A 14,443-nucleotide genomic window follows, 5' to 3' on the forward strand; every position below is an offset into this window, starting at 1 on the left:
AACGTCACATGATGTGACGATTTTTTAGTACTTTCTTCTTCGTGGGCATCTCGTAAACGCATCGAGTTCCCGGGGCGGTGCGGACAGCGGGTGTGCCTCAAGGCACCATGAAAACGCACCTGCAGTCAGCCAATGACAACGAACGGTCCGACACGCTCCTGATCTTCCTGCCGGGGGCCTACCTCAAGCCCGAAGAGTTCGAGCGCGAGGGTTTCATCAGCGCCGTGCGCGAACGGCACCTCGCAGCCGACGCGCTGTTAGTCGATGCGGACGTCTCCTACTACTACGACCAGACCCTGAGCGAGCGGCTGCACGCCGACGTCATCGAGCCCCAGCGGGCCAAGGGCTACACCTCGATCTGGCTGGTCGGTATTTCCATCGGCGGTTTCGGCGCGCTGATCCACGAACTGGCGCGGCCGGGCTCGGTGGACGGCATCGTGGCGCTGGCGCCCTACCTCGGGCGCCGCGTGCTCGGCGCCGAGATCAAGAAGGCCGGTGGCCTGCGCGCCTGGCAGGCACCCACCGGGCCGCAGCCCGACGAGGAGCCCGACCGCAAACTCTGGCCCTTCTTCCAGCAGTACCTGGCGCCGAAGCCTTCCCAGGACCTGCCGCCGCTGTACCTGGGCTTCGGCCTGGCCGACCGCTTTGCCAGCAACCACAAGCTGCTGGCCGACGCCCTGCCGCCGGGACGCGTGTTCACGACCGAAGGCGGCCATGACTGGCCCGAATGGCGCCAGCTCTGGCGCAATGTGCTCGACGTGCTGCCGCTGCCTTCACTGGGCCGCGGCGCACGCGCGCCGGCTACGCGGTTTCCGGCAGCGGCGTCTCGGGCGTCATCAGCGATGCCATCGGCCATCGCGGCTTGACGTCGAAGGCGTAGCGCTCGGAGGCCTGCGACAGGCCTGATTGCAGACGCATCGCGGCCGCCATGGCGATCATGGCGCCGTTGTCGGTGCACAGGTGCAGCTCGGGGTAGTGCACGCGCACCTTGCGCTTCGCACACGCCGCGTTCAGCTGCTCGCGCAGGTTCCTGTTGGCCCCCACGCCGCCCGCCACCACCAGCCGCTTCAGGCCGGTCTGGTCCAGCGCCGCAAGCGACTTCTTCAGCAGCACCTCGACGATCGCCGCCTGCGTGGAGGCGGCGAGGTCGGCCTTGCGCGCCTCGAGCTGGTCGCCGAGCTTCTTGGCCTGCGTGAGCACGGCCGTCTTCAGGCCGGCAAACGAAAAGTCGAGATCGCCGCTGTGCAGCAGCGGGCGCGGCAGCTTGAAGGCCGCGGCGTCGCCCTCTTCGGCCAGCTTCGCGAGCCAGGGGCCGCCGGGGTACGGCAGGCCCATGAGCTTGGCGCTCTTGTCGAAGGCCTCGCCGGCTGCGTCGTCGATGGTCTCGCCGAGCAGTTCGTAGCGGCCCACGCCGTCGACCCGCATCAGCTGCGTGTGGCCGCCCGACACCAGCAGCGCCACGAACGGAAATTCGGGCGGGTCGGCGCTCAGGAACGGCGACAGCAGGTGCCCCTCGAGGTGATGCACCCCCAGCACCGGCTTGCCCAGCGCCACGCCGAGCGCGCAGGCCACGCCGGCGCCCACGAGCAGCGCGCCGGCCAGGCCGGGCCCGCGCGTGTAGGCCACCACGTCGATCTCGGCCAGCGAGCGCCCGGCCTCGGCCATGACGGCTTCGGTGAGCGGCAGCACGCGGCGGATGTGGTCGCGGCTGGCCAGCTCGGGCACCACGCCGCCGTAGGCCTGGTGCATGGCGATCTGGCTGTGCAGCGCGTGCGAACGCAGCAGCGGCAGCGCGTCGCCGTGCGACTCGACCAGCGCCACGCCGGTCTCGTCGCAGGATGATTCGATTCCCAACAAGAGCATGGCGCCGAGTGTAGGGGCCGCCCGCCGGCGGCGCCCGCGAAGGGGCAAGCGAGGCACGGAAGTTGCACGAGCGGAAGGCGCCCCTTCTGCGCCCCCACGAATGACATCCGGCCTGAGCTTCCTGATCGCCGCGCGCCGATGCGAGATCGACGCGCTGGACCAGCTCGCGCGCACCAGCGAGCTGGTCGGCGCCATCGGCCGGCTCGTGCATGCGCTGCAGCGCGAGCGCGGCATGTCGAACGTGTTCCTGGCCTCGCACGGCGGGCGCTTTGCCGACCAGCGCGGCCCGCAGATCGCCGAATGCCTGGCGCTCGAGCAGCAGGTGCGCGCCGGCTTCGACCGGCTCGAGGCCGAGCACCACCGTGCGGTGGGCGCCGGCCACGGCGCGCGCCTGTTCAGCCGCATCGCCTGGGTGCTGCCCGGCCTGGACGCCCTGCCCGCGCTGCGCCGGCGCATCGACGCGCTCGAACTCCAGCCGGCGCAGGCCGTGGCCGCCTTCGCCAAGCTCGTGGCCGGCCTGCTGGCGGTGGTGTTCGAGGCGGCCGACGGCGCCACCGACCCCGAGATCTCGCGCCTGCTGGTGGCGATGTTCAACTTCATGCAGGGCAAGGAGTTCGCCGGCCAGGAGCGCGCCTTCGGCGCCGCCGCGCTCGCGCTGGGCCGGGGCGACGACGCGCAGCGCCAGCAGTGGCGCCATCTCATCGAGTCGCAGGAGCGCTGCTTCCAGGTGTTCATCGATTTCTCGGGCGACGCGGTGCGCACGCTGTGGCACGACAGCCAGTCCGACGCCGTGCTGGCCGAGCTCGAGCGCCTGCGCCGCAAGGGCGCCACCTCGGTGCCGGCCGACGCGCTGCTGAGCCAGGCCTGGTTCGACTGCTGCACGCGGCGCATCGACGCCATGCAGACGGTCGAGAACCGCCTCTCGGCCGACCTGCGCGCGCTGTGCGACCACAAGACCGCCCAGGCGCGCAGCGAGCTGGCGGCCTACCGGCAGCTGCTCGGCACGCTGGCGCCGCAGGCCGGCGGCGCGCTCTTCTTCGACGATGCCCAGCAGGCGCAGGACGCCACGCCGGCGCAGCTGGGGCGCCACCTCGAACGCTCGGTGCTCGACATGGTCCAGGAGCAGTCGCAGCGCCTGCAGGCCATGAGCGACGAGCTCGACACCGTGCGTGCCTCGCTCAACGAACGCAAGATCGTCGAGCGCGCCAAGGGCCTGCTGATGGCGCACCGACGCCTGAGCGAGGCCGAGGCGCACAAGATGCTGCGCCAGACCGCCATGAACCAGAAGCGCCGCCTCGTCGACGTGGCCGAGTCGATGCTGGCCATGGCCGACTACCTGCCGCTCGAAGCTGCACCGCGGCGCTGACCCGGGGCCGCTTGGATTGGTGCAGCGCACAACAACTGTGCGTCGCCCGGGTTAGCGAGCCAGCAGGAACTTTCTCCTGCACCGGCGCGCCCTGCCAGCTATCTTTTCCATAGCTCCCAACGGCAGGTTCGAGCTGGCACGTCGCTTGCGTAGTCCTTGGCACGGGACCGCAAGGTCTCAAAGGCAGGTTGCACCCAACGGCGGGTGCGGCCCACCGAACCGGACAAAGGCGTCCCCATCCCGCAAGGGCTCGTTCACGAGCAGCCCCTGCGCGGTGCGGACGCCTTTTCGTTTTTGTCTTTCACTTCTGGAGCCCCGTCCATGTCCGATCTGCTGCTGAAAACCAAACTGAGCCGGCGCCGCGTGCTGCAGGCCGCCGCCCTCGGCGCCGTAGGCATCGACCCCGCGCTGCGCGCCGCCGTCTGGGCCCAGGGCTCGGACAAGCCCGAGAAAGAAGAAGTGAAGATCGGCTTCATCCCGCTGACCGACTGCGCCAGCGTGGTGATGGCCTCGGTGCTGGGCATCGACAAGAAGTACGGCGTGAAGATCGTGCCCAGCAAGGAAGCCAGCTGGGCCGGCGTGCGCGACAAGCTCGTGAACGGCGACCTCGACATGGCGCACGTGCTCTACGGCCTGGTCTACGGCATGCACCTGGGCGTGAGCGGCCCGAAGAAGGACATGGCCGTGCTCATGACCCTGAACAACAACGGCCAGGCCATCACGCTGTCCAAGAAGCTGGCCGACAAGGGCGCGGTCGATGCGGCCTCGCTCGCCAAGCTCATCGCCAAGGAAAAGGGCGAATACACCTTCGCCCACACCTTCCCCACCGGCACCCACGCCATGTGGCTCTACTACTGGCTCGCCTCGGCCGGCATCGACCCGTTCAAGGACGTGAAGAACATCACCGTGCCGCCCCCGCAGATGGTGGCCAACATGCGCGTGGGCAACATGGACGGCTACTGCGTGGGCGAGCCCTGGGGCCAGCGCGCGATCATGGACGGCATCGGCTTCACCGGCATCACGACGCAGGACATCTGGAAGGATCACCCCGAGAAGGTGCTGGGCTGCACCGCGGAGTTCACGAAGAAGTACCCGAACACCGCGCGCGCCGTCACGGCCGCGATCCTCGAGGCCGGCAAGTGGATCGACACCGGCCTGCAGAACAAGAACAAGATGGCCGAAACCATCGCCGACAAGAGCTACGTCAACACCAGCGTGGACGCCATCAACCAGCGCATCCTGGGCCGCTACACCAACGGCCTGGGCAAGAGCTGGGACGACCCGAACCACATGAAGTTCTACAACGGCGGCGCCGTGAACTTCCCGTACCTGTCGGACGGCATGTGGTTCCTCACGCAGCACAAGCGCTGGGGCCTGCTGAAGGAGCACCCCGATTACCTGAAGGTGGCCACCGAGATCAACCGCATCGACATCTACAAGCAGGCCGCCGCCGCCACGCAGACGCCCGTGCCCAAGGACGTGCTGCGCACCAGCAAGCTCTTCGACGGCTCCGTGTGGGACGGCAAGGACCCGAAGAAGTACGCCGAGTCTTTCAAGCTCCATGTCTGAGGAGAAACGCACCATGGTCAGCGCTGTCTTTCATTCGCCGATGGATGTCTCTCTCCCTCTCCCGCGTGCGGGAGAGGGTCGGGGTGAGGGTGTGCCCCGCGTTGAGGCTGCCCCTCACCCCAGCCCTCTCCCCAGAGGGGAGAGGGAGAAAAGGCCCCGCACGCCGATCGACCTGCGCGCCTTCTGGATGCGCGTGCTCCCGCCGTTCCTGGGCTTCGGCCTGCTGGTGCTGGTGTGGGAAATCGTCGCCATGAAGAGCACCACCGGCTTCCCCTCGCCGCTGGCCACCTGGCAGCAGGCGCTCACGGTGTTCAGCGATCCGTTCTACAGCAAGGGGCCGAACGACCAGGGCGTGGGCTGGAACGTGCTGTCGTCGCTGCAGCGCGTGGCGCTGGGCTTCGGCCTGGCGGCAGCGGTCGGCATTCCGGCCGGCTTCGCCATCGGGCGCTTCGAGTTCCTCTCGCGCATGTTCAACCCGCTCATCAGCCTGCTGCGCCCGGTGTCGCCGCTCGCGTGGCTGCCCATCGGCCTCCTGGTGTTCAAGGGCGCCAACCCGGCCGCCATCTGGACCATCTTCATCTGCTCGATCTGGCCGATGGTCATCAACACCGCCGTGGGCGTGCAGCGCGTGCCCAGCGACTACATGAACGTGGCCAAGGTGCTCAACCTCAGCGAATGGAAGATCCTCACCAAGATCCTCTTTCCCGCCGTGCTGCCCTACATGCTCACGGGCGTGCGCCTGGCCGTGGGCACCGCGTGGCTGGTGATCGTCGCGGCCGAGATGCTCACGGGCGGTGTGGGCATCGGCTTCTGGGTGTGGGACGAGTGGAACAACCTCAACGTCGCCAACATCATCATCGCGATCTTCGTGATCGGCATCGTGGGCCTGGTGCTGGAGTTCGCGCTCATCAAGCTCGCCACCGCATTCACGTTCGAAGAGGTGAAATCATGAACGACGATTCGAAGTACATCGAGATCCATGGCGTCGAACAGGCGTTCAAGACGCCCAAGGGCCGTTTCGTCGCGCTGCGCGACGTGAACCTGAACGTGGCCAAGGGCGAGTTCGTCACGCTCATCGGCCACTCGGGCTGCGGCAAGTCGACGCTGCTGAACCTCATCGCCGGGCTGACCACGCCCACGCAGGGCGTGCTGCTGTGCGCCAACAAGGAGATCAAGGGCCCGGGGCCCGAGCGCGCCGTGGTGTTCCAGAACCACTCGCTGCTGCCCTGGCTGACCTGCTTCGAGAACGTGTACCTCGCGGTCGAACGCGTGTTCGCGGCCACCGAGAACAAGGCGCAGCTGCGCGAACGCACCGACGCGGCGCTCGCGCTGGTGGGTCTCACGCCCGCGGCGCAAAAGCGCCCCGGCGAAATCTCGGGCGGCATGAAGCAGCGCGTGGGCATCGCGCGTGCGCTGTCGATGGAACCCAAGGTGCTGCTGATGGACGAGCCCTTCGGCGCGCTCGACGCCCTCACCCGCGCCAAGCTGCAGGACGAGCTGCTCGCCATCGTGCAGAAGACGCGCAGCACCGTCGTCATGGTCACGCACGACGTCGACGAGGCCGTGCTGCTCAGCGACCGCATCGTGATGCTCACCAACGGCCCGGCCGCCACCATCGGCGATGTGCTGGCGGTGGACATCGCGCGCCCGCGCAACCGCGTGGCGCTGGCCGAAGACCCGGCCTATGTGCATGCGCGCAAGGCGGTCATCGATTTTCTCTACACGCGCCAGGCGCATGTGGAGAAGGCCGCGGCCTGATCCCGCAGGCGCAGCACCACGGGCGTCACGACATGATGACCTGCAGGCTGTGCTCGTACCACCCCGTGAGGCGCTCGAAGGTGTCCACGAGCGCCTCGCTGGAACGCACCAGCGTGGCGCGCCCTTCGGGGCTTTCGAGCGCCTGCACGCCGCCGACGAGGCGCAGCCACTCGTCGCGCGCGCTCGCCAGCCCGGCGCGGATCTCGGGCGAACTGAGTGGCGCGCGCTCCAGCTCCAGCAGCGCGGCTTCGAATTCGTTCATGGTCGGCAGCAGCCGTTCGCGCGAGGCGCCCGCCGCGAGCGTCGAGGCCAGCAAGGCGTCCTTGGCCAGCCGCTGCGCGCGCATGCGCTGCCGTCCGCAGATGTTGACGATGCGCAGCGCGCGCCGCGCACCCGAGGCCTCCAACGCGTCCGTCAGCGCCTCGGCCGCCGACAGCAGGGCCTCGCCGCGCGCATCGATTGCAGCCAGCCCTTGCGACGCAGGCTTGGCAACCAGCAGCGCGGCCAGCGCGAGCCACGCGGCCTGCACCTCGCCGAGCGCCTGCACGCCGGCCGGTCCCAGTTCGAGGGCCGTCAGATGATCCAGCGTCTGCTGCACGCGTTCGGTCGACTGCGTGCGCAGCACGCGCGCACGCTGCGCGTCGATGCCGGCCGCGAGCTGCGCCGCCACGCGCACCAGCCGCTGCGAGAGCATGCGCAGCTGGCCCGCGCGGTTGACCGCCTCGGCCCACTGCGCGGCCTCGATGACCGAGCGCGACACCTCGCCCAGCCGCAGGTTGGCGTGCATCGCGGCGCCGCGCAGCAGGCCGAAGGCCTCGTCTTCGCCGATGCCGCGCGCGGACATCAGCAAGCCCTTGGCGCGATCGACCCACTTGCGCTCGTCCATGCGCGTGCGCAGGGCGTCGAGTTCGGTGCGCAACGCGGCCTCGCGGGTCCAGCGGGCCTGCGCCTGCGCGGTCAGTGCGGCGAGCGCATCGGCGCTCTCGGTGGGTACCCACCCGTGCACGCCCGCAGCCACGAGTGCCGCGTGCTGCGCGCCGTCCAGCGGCGCGCTCATCACGCCCAGCGCACACGGCGGTGCGCCGCCCCAGGGGGCCAGCGCTTCGAGCAACGCGTCGAGCTGCGGCGCCGCTTCGCCCAGATGCACCAGGACCATCGACGGTGCAAGCGCCTGCGTGCGCTGCACCAGCGTGTGGCAGCCCGCGCGCCCGAGCACCGCGACGCCCGCGGCATCGATCGACTGCTGCAGCGACGCCGGCAAAGGCTCACCTTCAGCGGCTTCAGGGGAAAGGACGACGAGAAGGGACATGGCGGCAAGGTGTGGCAAGGCCCGGGAAGCATAGGCCACGCCAGCCTGCATTCGCAGGCACGCCTCTTGCATTGGATGGGGTGCGGTGTAACGAAGCACCGCTTTGGTGATGAGGCTGCAGGCTCCTGCAACCCGCCCGGCCACGCTCAGGCCGGGCACACCCCCACGCCGACAGCGTCCGCTGCCGGCACCCCGACCCCAACCCCGTCCGTCGACACGGCCTGCCCCAGGCCGGGCCGCGGCTTTTTGCACCTTTGAACACCATGTCCGGTTTCAGGAATTTCTTGCAGTCAGGCCACAGTCCGACCCTGTTCGCGGCCTTCCTGTACTTCTCGTTCTCCTGCTGCATCTGGGTGCTCAACGGTGCCATGGCGCCCTTCATCGGCGAGACCTTCAACCTCTCGCCCGCGCAGAAGGGCCTGATGCTGTCGGTGCCGATCATCGCGGGCGCGCTCATGCGCTTTCCGCTGGGCCTGCTGTCGCAGTACATCGGCCGCAAGAAGGCCACGCTGGTCGAGATGGGCCTCATCGCCGTGGCGATGCTGTTCGGCTTTTTCTTCGTGAAGAGCTTCAACGACCTGCTCGCCATGGGCGTGCTGCTGGGCATCGCGGGTGCGAGCTTCGGCGTGGCGCTGTCGCTGGGCTCGGGCTGGTTCCCGCCGCAGCACAAGGGCCTGGCCATGGGCCTGGTGGGTGCGGGCAACGTGGGCACGGCCGTGTCGGTGCTGGTGGCGCCGCCGCTGGCACTGTGGCTGGGCTGGCAGGCGGTGTACGGCGTAGCCGCGGTCGCGATCCTGATTCCGATGGTCGTGATGGTGGTCTTCGCCAAGGAGCCGCCGGACGTGGACCCGCACGGCAGCTTCCGCGCCCACATCGCCTGCCTGTTCGAGAAAGACGGCTGGGTGTTCAGCCTGATCTACGGCGTGACCTTCGGCGGCTTCATCGGCCTCACGACCTTCCTGCCCTCGTACTACTACGACCAGTTCGGCGTGAGCAAGGTGCAGGCCGGCCAGCTCACGATGCTCGCGGCCTTCATGGGCGCGGCGGTGCGCATCGTGGGCGGCTGGCTGTCCGACCGCTGGGGCGGCGTCAACACGCTCACGGTGGTGCTGCTGGTGGTGGCCGTGGGCCTCGTGCTGGTGGGCTTCTCGTCGGGCTCGCTCGTGCTCACCACGCTGCTGCTGATCGTCTGCTTCGCCGCGCTGGGCGCGGGCAACGGCGCGCTGTTCCAGCTGGTGCCGCTGCGCTGGCCCACGAGCACGGCCGTGGCCGGCTCGATGATCGGCGAGATCGGCGCCCTCGGCGGCGGCCTGGTGCCCAACGCCATGGGCCTGTCGAAGCAGTACCTGGGCAGCTATGCCTGGGGCTTCGTGTTCTTCGGTGCGCTCTCGCTGGCGATGCTGAGCGTGATGCGCGTGATGCAGATCCGCTGGACGCGCACCTGGGCCGAAAAAGGCGGACGCGCACGCGTCACGCCTGCCCCTGCGGTTGCCAAGCCCTCGCCCGTTCGCAAGGCCGCACGTTCATGAGCCATGTCGCCCGCCCCCGCTCAACGTGGAAGGAAGAGAAGCCACACGATGAGCAGCACGTTGAAGAGAACGGACACGCCGAGCGCGAGCTGGTACAGCGCGAGCGGATCGCGGCGGATCAGCGGCGTGGCGGCGGGCGCGTTCACGGGGCGCGAGGCGCCGCGCTCCAGCGCGAGCAGCATCTCCTCGGCGGTCTCGAAGCGTTCGCGCGGGTCGCGGGCCACGGCCTTGCGCACGAGGTGGTCGAGCCACACGGGCACGTCGGGCCGCAGGCGCGAGAGCGCGACCGGGTCGCGCCGGTAGCGCGCCACCTGGTAAGGCTCGATCTCGCCGTAGGGCAGGTGGCCGCCGAGCCACTGGTAGAGCGTGGCGCCGAGCGCGAACAGGTCGCTGCCCGCATCGGCCGCGCCGCCCTCTTCCCACTGCTCGGGGTTGATGTAGCTCGGCGTGCCCGCATGCAGCTCGCGCTGCGCCGCGCCTTCGCGGCCCGAGATCGCCACGCCCAGGTCGAGGATGCGCCAGCGCCCGTCGTCGCCCCGGTGCAGGTTGCCGGGCTTGATGTCGCGGTGGACCACGCCGTGGCGGTGCAGCCGCCCGAGTGCGCGGCTCACCTCGATGGCCGCAGCGACCACCTCGGCCACGCTGCCGCGCGTGCCGTCCTTGCGCATCTGCTCGAGCGTGCGCCCGCCGTGCCAGTCGAACACGATGTACAGCGCGCTGGCGTCGGGCGCGCGCTCGTGCACGCGCACGAAGCCGCCGCCCTGCCCCACGCGCTGCCCCAGCCAGGCTTCGTGCGCCAGCATCGCGCGCTCCTGCGGGTCGCCGGCGCGCGAGGGATGCAAGGTCTTGAGCGCGACCAGCTCGCGCGTGACGGGATGGCGCGCCTGGTACAGCAGGTGCACGCCGGTGTCGGCCACCAGGCCGGTGACGACGTAGCCGTCGAGCACGTCGCCCACCTTGAGCCACGGGGGCGGCGCCAGGCGGCGGCCGTCGCCGAGTTCGTCGTCAAGCTGGCGCGCATCGAGCCCCACCACGCGGATCACCAGCGCGGTCGCGTTGTCGCGCGTGCCGGCGGCCAGCGCCGCCTGCACCAGCGCCTCGCTCGCGGCCTCGGCGTCGCCCTGCAGCGCGAGCGCGGCCACCTGCTGCGGCTTGAGCACGCCGTGCACGCCGTCGGTGCTGAGCACGAAGCAGTCGCCCACGCGCACGTCGCCCTGCAGGTAGTCGACGCGCACCTGGTCGTCCAGGCCGATGGCGCGCGTGAGCCGGCTGCGCATGTCGGGGTGGTCGAAGGCGTGGTCCTGCGTGAGCAGCTGCGCGGGCTCGCCGTCGGCGCGCACGCGCCAGGCGCGCGTGTCGCCCACGTGGGCCAGCGTGTAGCTCTGGCCGTGCAGCACCAGCGCGGTGAGCGTGGTGAGCGCCGTGCCGGCGCCCTCCTGTTTTCCCTGGCGCCGGCGGTTGTGGTCGGCCAGCCAGCCGTTCTGCGCGCCGATCAGGCGGTCGAGCGCGGCGGTCGGCTCCCAGGTCGCGGGCGTGGCGAAGTAGTCGGCCAGCAGACCCATCACCGTGGTCTGCGCCGCCTCGCGGCCGCGTCCGCCACTCGAGACCCCGTCGGCAATGGCCGCGATGAGCCCGCGCGCCTCGTCGCCGGCCGGTGCATGCACCGTGCCGGCGAAGTCTTCGTTCGCGTCGCGCGGCCCGCGCTGGCTGCTGTAGCCGATGTCCACTTCAAAGCTCATGGCGCGATTCTGACCGCGCGCCACGGGCTGTCGTTCGCTTGATTTCCCTGAAAGGTCCAGCCCCATGAAGAAAATGAAACTCGTGATGGTCGGCAACGGCATGGCCGGCGTGCGCACGCTCGAAGAGCTGCTGAAGATCGCACCCGACCTGTACGACATCACCGTCTTCGGCGCCGAGCCGCACCCCAACTACAACCGCATCCTGCTGTCGCCGGTGCTCGCGGGCGAGCAGACGGTGGACGAGATCGTGCTCAACAGCTGGGAGTGGTACTCCGACAACCACATCACGCTGCACGCCGGCAAGAAGGTGGTAGAGGTCGACCGCGTCAAGCGCATCGTGCGCGCGGAAGATGGCACCGAGGCCGCCTACGACCGCCTGCTGATGTGCACCGGCTCCAACCCCTTCATGCTGCCCGTGCCCGGCAAGGACCTGAAGGGCGTGATCGCCTACCGCGACATCGCCGACACCGACTACATGATCGAGACCGCGCGCACGCACAAGAACGCGGTGGTCATCGGCGGCGGCCTGCTGGGCCTGGAAGCGGCCAACGGCCTGATGCTGCGCGGCATGACCGTGACGGTGGTGCACGTCATGCCCTGGCTCATGGAGCGCCAGCTCGACGACGTGGCGGGCAAGCTGCTGCAGAAGTCGCTCGAAGACCGCGGCCTGAAGTTCCTGATGGGCGCGCAGACGCAGGACCTGGTCGGTGGTGACGACGGCCGCGTAAAGGCCATCCGCTTCAAGGACGGGACCGAGGTCGCGGCCGACCTCGTGGTGATGGCCGTGGGCATCCGCCCCAATGTGGAGCTGGCCGAGAAGATGCGTCTGCACTGCAACCGCGGCATCGTGGTCACCGACACCATGCAGACCGTGACCGATGCGCGCATCTACTCGGTGGGCGAATGCGCGGCGCACCGCGGCATCGCCTACGGCCTGGTCGCACCGCTGTTCGAGCAGGCCAAGGTGGCGGCCAACCACCTCGCGCAGTTCGGCATCGGCCGCTACCTGGGCTCGCTCACGTCGACCAAGCTCAAGGTGACGGGCATCGACCTGTTCAGCGCCGGCGAGTTCATGGGCGGCGAAGGCACCGAAGAAATCGTGATGAGCGACCCCTTCGGCGGCGTCTACAAGAAGCTGGTGCTCAAGGACGACAAGCTCATCGGCGCCTGCCTGTACGGCGACACGGTCGACGGCAGCTGGTACTTCAAGCTGCTGCGCGACGGTCGCAGCGTGCACGACATCCGCGACAAGCTGATGTTCGGCGAATCGAACATCGGCGACACCGGCCACGAAGGCCACAGCAAGGCCGCGAGCATGCCCGACGACGCCGAGGTGTGCGGCTGCAACGGTGTGAACAAGGGCACCATCTGCAAGGCCATCAAGGAGAAGGGCCTGTTCACGCTCGACGAGGTGAAGAAGCACACCAAGGCCAGCGCCAGCTGCGGCTCGTGCACCGGGCTGGTCGAGCAGATTTTGATGTTCACGGCCGGCGGCGACTACTCGGCCACGCCGAAGAAGAAGGCCGTGTGCGGCTGCACCGACATGAGCCACCAGGACGTGCGCGACGCCATCCGCAAGGAACACTGGCTCACGCACGCCGACGTGTACCGCGGCATGGGCTGGCGCACGCCCAACGGCTGCGCCACCTGCCGCCCGGCCGTCAACTACTACCTCATCAGCACCTGGCCGAAAGAAGCCAAGGACGATCCGCAGAGCCGCTTCATCAACGAGCGCAGCCACGCCAACATCCAGAAGGACGGCACCTACTCCGTCATTCCGCGCATGTGGGGCGGCCACACCACGCCCGACGAGCTGCGCCGCATTGCCGATGCGGCCGACAAGTACAAGATCCCGACCGTCAAGGTCACGGGCGGCCAGCGCATCGACCTGCTGGGCGTGAAGAAGGAAGACCTGGAAGGCGTGTGGAAGGACATCGGCATGCCCTCGGGCTTTGCCTATGCCAAGTCGCTGCGCACGGTGAAGACCTGCGTGGGCAGCGAGTGGTGCCGCTTCGGCACGCAGGACAGCACGCAGATGGGCAAGGACCTGGAGCGCGCGCTGTGGGCCATGTACTCGCCGCACAAGGTCAAGCTGGCCGTGTCGGGCTGCCCGCGCAACTGCGCCGAGGCCGGCATCAAGGACGTGGGCGTGATCGGCGTCGACTCGGGCTGGGAGCTGTACGTGGGCGGCAACGGCGGCATCAAGACCGAGGTGGCTCAGTTCCTCGTGAAGGTGAAGACCAGCACGGAAGTGATGGAGTTCACCGGCGCCTTCCTGCAGCTGTACCGCGAGGAAGGCTGGTACCTGGAGCGCACGGTGCACTACATCGGCCGCGTGGGGCTGGACTACGTGAAGAAGAAGATCCTCGAAGACGCCGAGGGCCGCAAGGCACTGTGGGAGCGGCTGCAGTTCGCGCTCGACGGCGAACCCGATCCGTGGTTCGAGTCGGCGCAGGCGTCGGTGGACGTGCGGCAGTTCGAGCCGCTGTCTGCCTGAGCGCAAGAGTGGAGAAAGACGCTTGAAACGAAGACGCTTCATCGCCGCCGCTACGCTGACCTCCCTGACGGGGGTGAGCGCCCGCGCCCAGGTGACCGACCTCAACGACGCCATCAACAAGGCGGGCCGCCAGCGCATGCTGTCGCAGCGCGCGAGCAAGGCCTACCTGGCGCTCTTGCAGAAGGTGGAACCGCGCAGCGCGCAGCAGGTGCTCGACAAGTCGATCGCGCTGTTCGAAAAGCAACTGGGCGAACTCAAGGCCTTCGCGCCGAACGCCACGATCCGCGGCACCTACGACGCGCTCGACGGCAGCTGGAACGACTTCAAGCGCGAGCTCACCAGTGCGACGCCGGGCAAGGACGAAGCCGCCAAGGTGGTGAAGCTCGACGCCACCGTGCTCGCGCTCGCGAACCAGGGCACCGCGCAGTACGAAGCCGCTTCGGGCAAGCCCGTGGGCCGGCTGGTCAACATCGCGGGCCGGCAGCGCATGCTGTCGCAGCGCATGGCCAAGTTCTACCTGGCCGGCGCGATGCAGATCGATGCGGCCGGCAGCGCAGCAGAGATCGCCCGGTCGCGCGCCGAATTCCTGAGCGCGCTGGACATCCTGCGCAACGCGCCCGAAGCCACCGCGCAGATCCGTCAGGAGCTGGTGCTGGCCGACGCGCAATGGATGTTCTTCAACCGCGGGCTCCAGCGCCTCGAAGGCGCCGTGGCTTCGCCTGCCCACATGTCCGACGTGTTCGTGACCAGCGAGAACCTGCTCGCCATCATGGACCGCGTGACCGGCCTGTATTCCGACCTCAAATCCTAGAG

Annotated in this window: 11 protein-coding genes; 8 read left to right on the plus strand and 3 right to left on the minus strand. The window is 69.0% G+C overall.

Going from position 1 to position 14,443, the window contains the following annotated elements; genetic code table 11:
- The first annotated feature begins 107 nt into the window (after positions 1 to 107).
- Entirely contained in the window at positions 108 to 866 is a 759-nt protein-coding gene (locus tag AC07OH_RS12580; protein WP_495300869.1) for an alpha/beta hydrolase, read from the plus strand.
- Here the strand turns inward: AC07OH_RS12580 and tsaD are convergent.
- The gene (tsaD, locus tag AC07OH_RS12585; protein ID WP_495300870.1) at positions 802 to 1,863 is read right to left on the minus strand and encodes a tRNA (adenosine(37)-N6)-threonylcarbamoyltransferase complex transferase subunit TsaD; all 1,062 of its coding nucleotides are present in this window, start codon (positions 1,861 to 1,863) and stop codon (positions 802 to 804) included. The two genes, AC07OH_RS12580 and tsaD, sit on opposite strands and share 65 nt — an antisense overlap.
- A gap of 100 nt (positions 1,864 to 1,963) precedes the next feature.
- Here tsaD and AC07OH_RS12590 point away from each other — a divergent pair, with 100 nt between their 5' ends.
- From AC07OH_RS12590 to AC07OH_RS12605, 4 genes are all read left to right on the plus strand, one after another.
- Positions 1,964 to 3,229 (plus strand): nitrate- and nitrite sensing domain-containing protein, encoded by a 1,266-nt coding sequence (locus tag AC07OH_RS12590; RefSeq protein WP_495300871.1) that lies wholly within the window; start codon positions 1,964 to 1,966, stop codon positions 3,227 to 3,229.
- 321 nt (positions 3,230 to 3,550) lie between these two features.
- Complete coding sequence (locus tag AC07OH_RS12595; protein WP_495300872.1) at positions 3,551 to 4,798, plus strand: CmpA/NrtA family ABC transporter substrate-binding protein; 1,248 nt, start codon at positions 3,551 to 3,553, stop codon at positions 4,796 to 4,798.
- 13 nt (positions 4,799 to 4,811) lie between these two features.
- Positions 4,812 to 5,750: a nitrate ABC transporter permease gene (ntrB, locus tag AC07OH_RS12600; RefSeq protein WP_495300873.1), complete on the plus strand. Its 939-nt coding sequence runs from the start codon at positions 4,812 to 4,814 to the stop codon at positions 5,748 to 5,750.
- Complete coding sequence (locus AC07OH_RS12605) at positions 5,747 to 6,556, plus strand: ABC transporter ATP-binding protein (protein ID WP_492684304.1); 810 nt, start codon at positions 5,747 to 5,749, stop codon at positions 6,554 to 6,556. The genes ntrB and AC07OH_RS12605 overlap by 4 nt, the downstream gene beginning before the upstream one ends.
- Before the next feature lie 25 nt (positions 6,557 to 6,581).
- On the opposite strand, the gene AC07OH_RS12610 is transcribed toward AC07OH_RS12605, so the two are convergent.
- Entirely contained in the window at positions 6,582 to 7,865 is a 1,284-nt protein-coding gene (locus AC07OH_RS12610) for an ANTAR domain-containing protein (RefSeq protein ID WP_495300874.1), read from the minus strand.
- Positions 7,866 to 8,128: 263 nt separating this feature from the next.
- Here AC07OH_RS12610 and AC07OH_RS12615 point away from each other — a divergent pair, with 263 nt between their 5' ends.
- Positions 8,129 to 9,394 carry an MFS transporter gene (locus AC07OH_RS12615; protein WP_495300875.1) on the plus strand — a complete coding sequence of 422 codons (1,266 nt, stop codon included), beginning with the start codon at positions 8,129 to 8,131 and terminating at the stop codon, positions 9,392 to 9,394.
- Between the two features lie 20 nt (positions 9,395 to 9,414).
- Here AC07OH_RS12615 and AC07OH_RS12620 read toward each other — a convergent pair whose 3' ends face one another.
- Positions 9,415 to 11,133, minus strand: coding sequence for a bifunctional protein-serine/threonine kinase/phosphatase (locus AC07OH_RS12620; RefSeq protein WP_495300876.1), 1,719 nt, complete (start codon positions 11,131 to 11,133; stop codon positions 9,415 to 9,417).
- Between the two features lie 64 nt (positions 11,134 to 11,197).
- Here AC07OH_RS12620 and nirB point away from each other — a divergent pair, with 64 nt between their 5' ends.
- Both nirB and AC07OH_RS12630 read left to right on the plus strand, forming a co-directional pair.
- Complete coding sequence (gene nirB / locus AC07OH_RS12625) at positions 11,198 to 13,630, plus strand: nitrite reductase large subunit NirB (protein WP_495300877.1); 2,433 nt, start codon at positions 11,198 to 11,200, stop codon at positions 13,628 to 13,630.
- Positions 13,631 to 13,652: 22 nt separating this feature from the next.
- Entirely contained in the window at positions 13,653 to 14,441 is a 789-nt protein-coding gene (locus AC07OH_RS12630; protein ID WP_495300878.1) for a type IV pili methyl-accepting chemotaxis transducer N-terminal domain-containing protein, read from the plus strand.
- The last annotated feature ends 2 nt before the right edge of the window (positions 14,442 to 14,443 follow it).

The sequence above is a fragment of the Variovorax sp. GW821-FHT10C12 genome (genome assembly GCF_059415405.1).